The organism is Pontibacter sp. HSC-14F20, assembly GCF_019599265.1.
In the GTDB taxonomy this organism is placed as follows: domain Bacteria; phylum Bacteroidota; class Bacteroidia; order Cytophagales; family Hymenobacteraceae; genus Pontibacter.
This window is the reverse complement of sequence record NZ_JAHZTC010000098.1, coordinates 1-201: the sequence shown is the minus strand read 5'-3', so window position 1 is coordinate 201 and position 201 is coordinate 1. Positions and strand designations below refer to the sequence as shown.

General features: G+C 58.7%; 1 protein-coding gene. It reads left to right on the top strand.

Going from position 1 to position 201, the window contains the following annotated elements:
• Positions 1-201, top strand: a 201-nt coding sequence (locus K3G39_RS20655; RefSeq protein ID WP_220628052.1) for a transposase, incomplete at both ends; no start/stop codon positions are given.

Sequence of the window (201 nt, the reverse complement as noted above, 5' to 3'; positions counted from 1 at the left end):
CGCATCTGGCCATGACAGAGGAGCGCATCATTGCCGCCGCCCTTGTCACCTCGGGCGAAAAAGGCGATGGCCCCCAACTTCCAAAGCTTGTGGAAATAAGCCGCGACAACGGCATTGAGGTGGACACCATCATCGGCGATGCGGCCTATTCAGGCAAGGAAAACCTCAAGCTCCAGGACAAGGAGGGCCGCAGTCTACAGC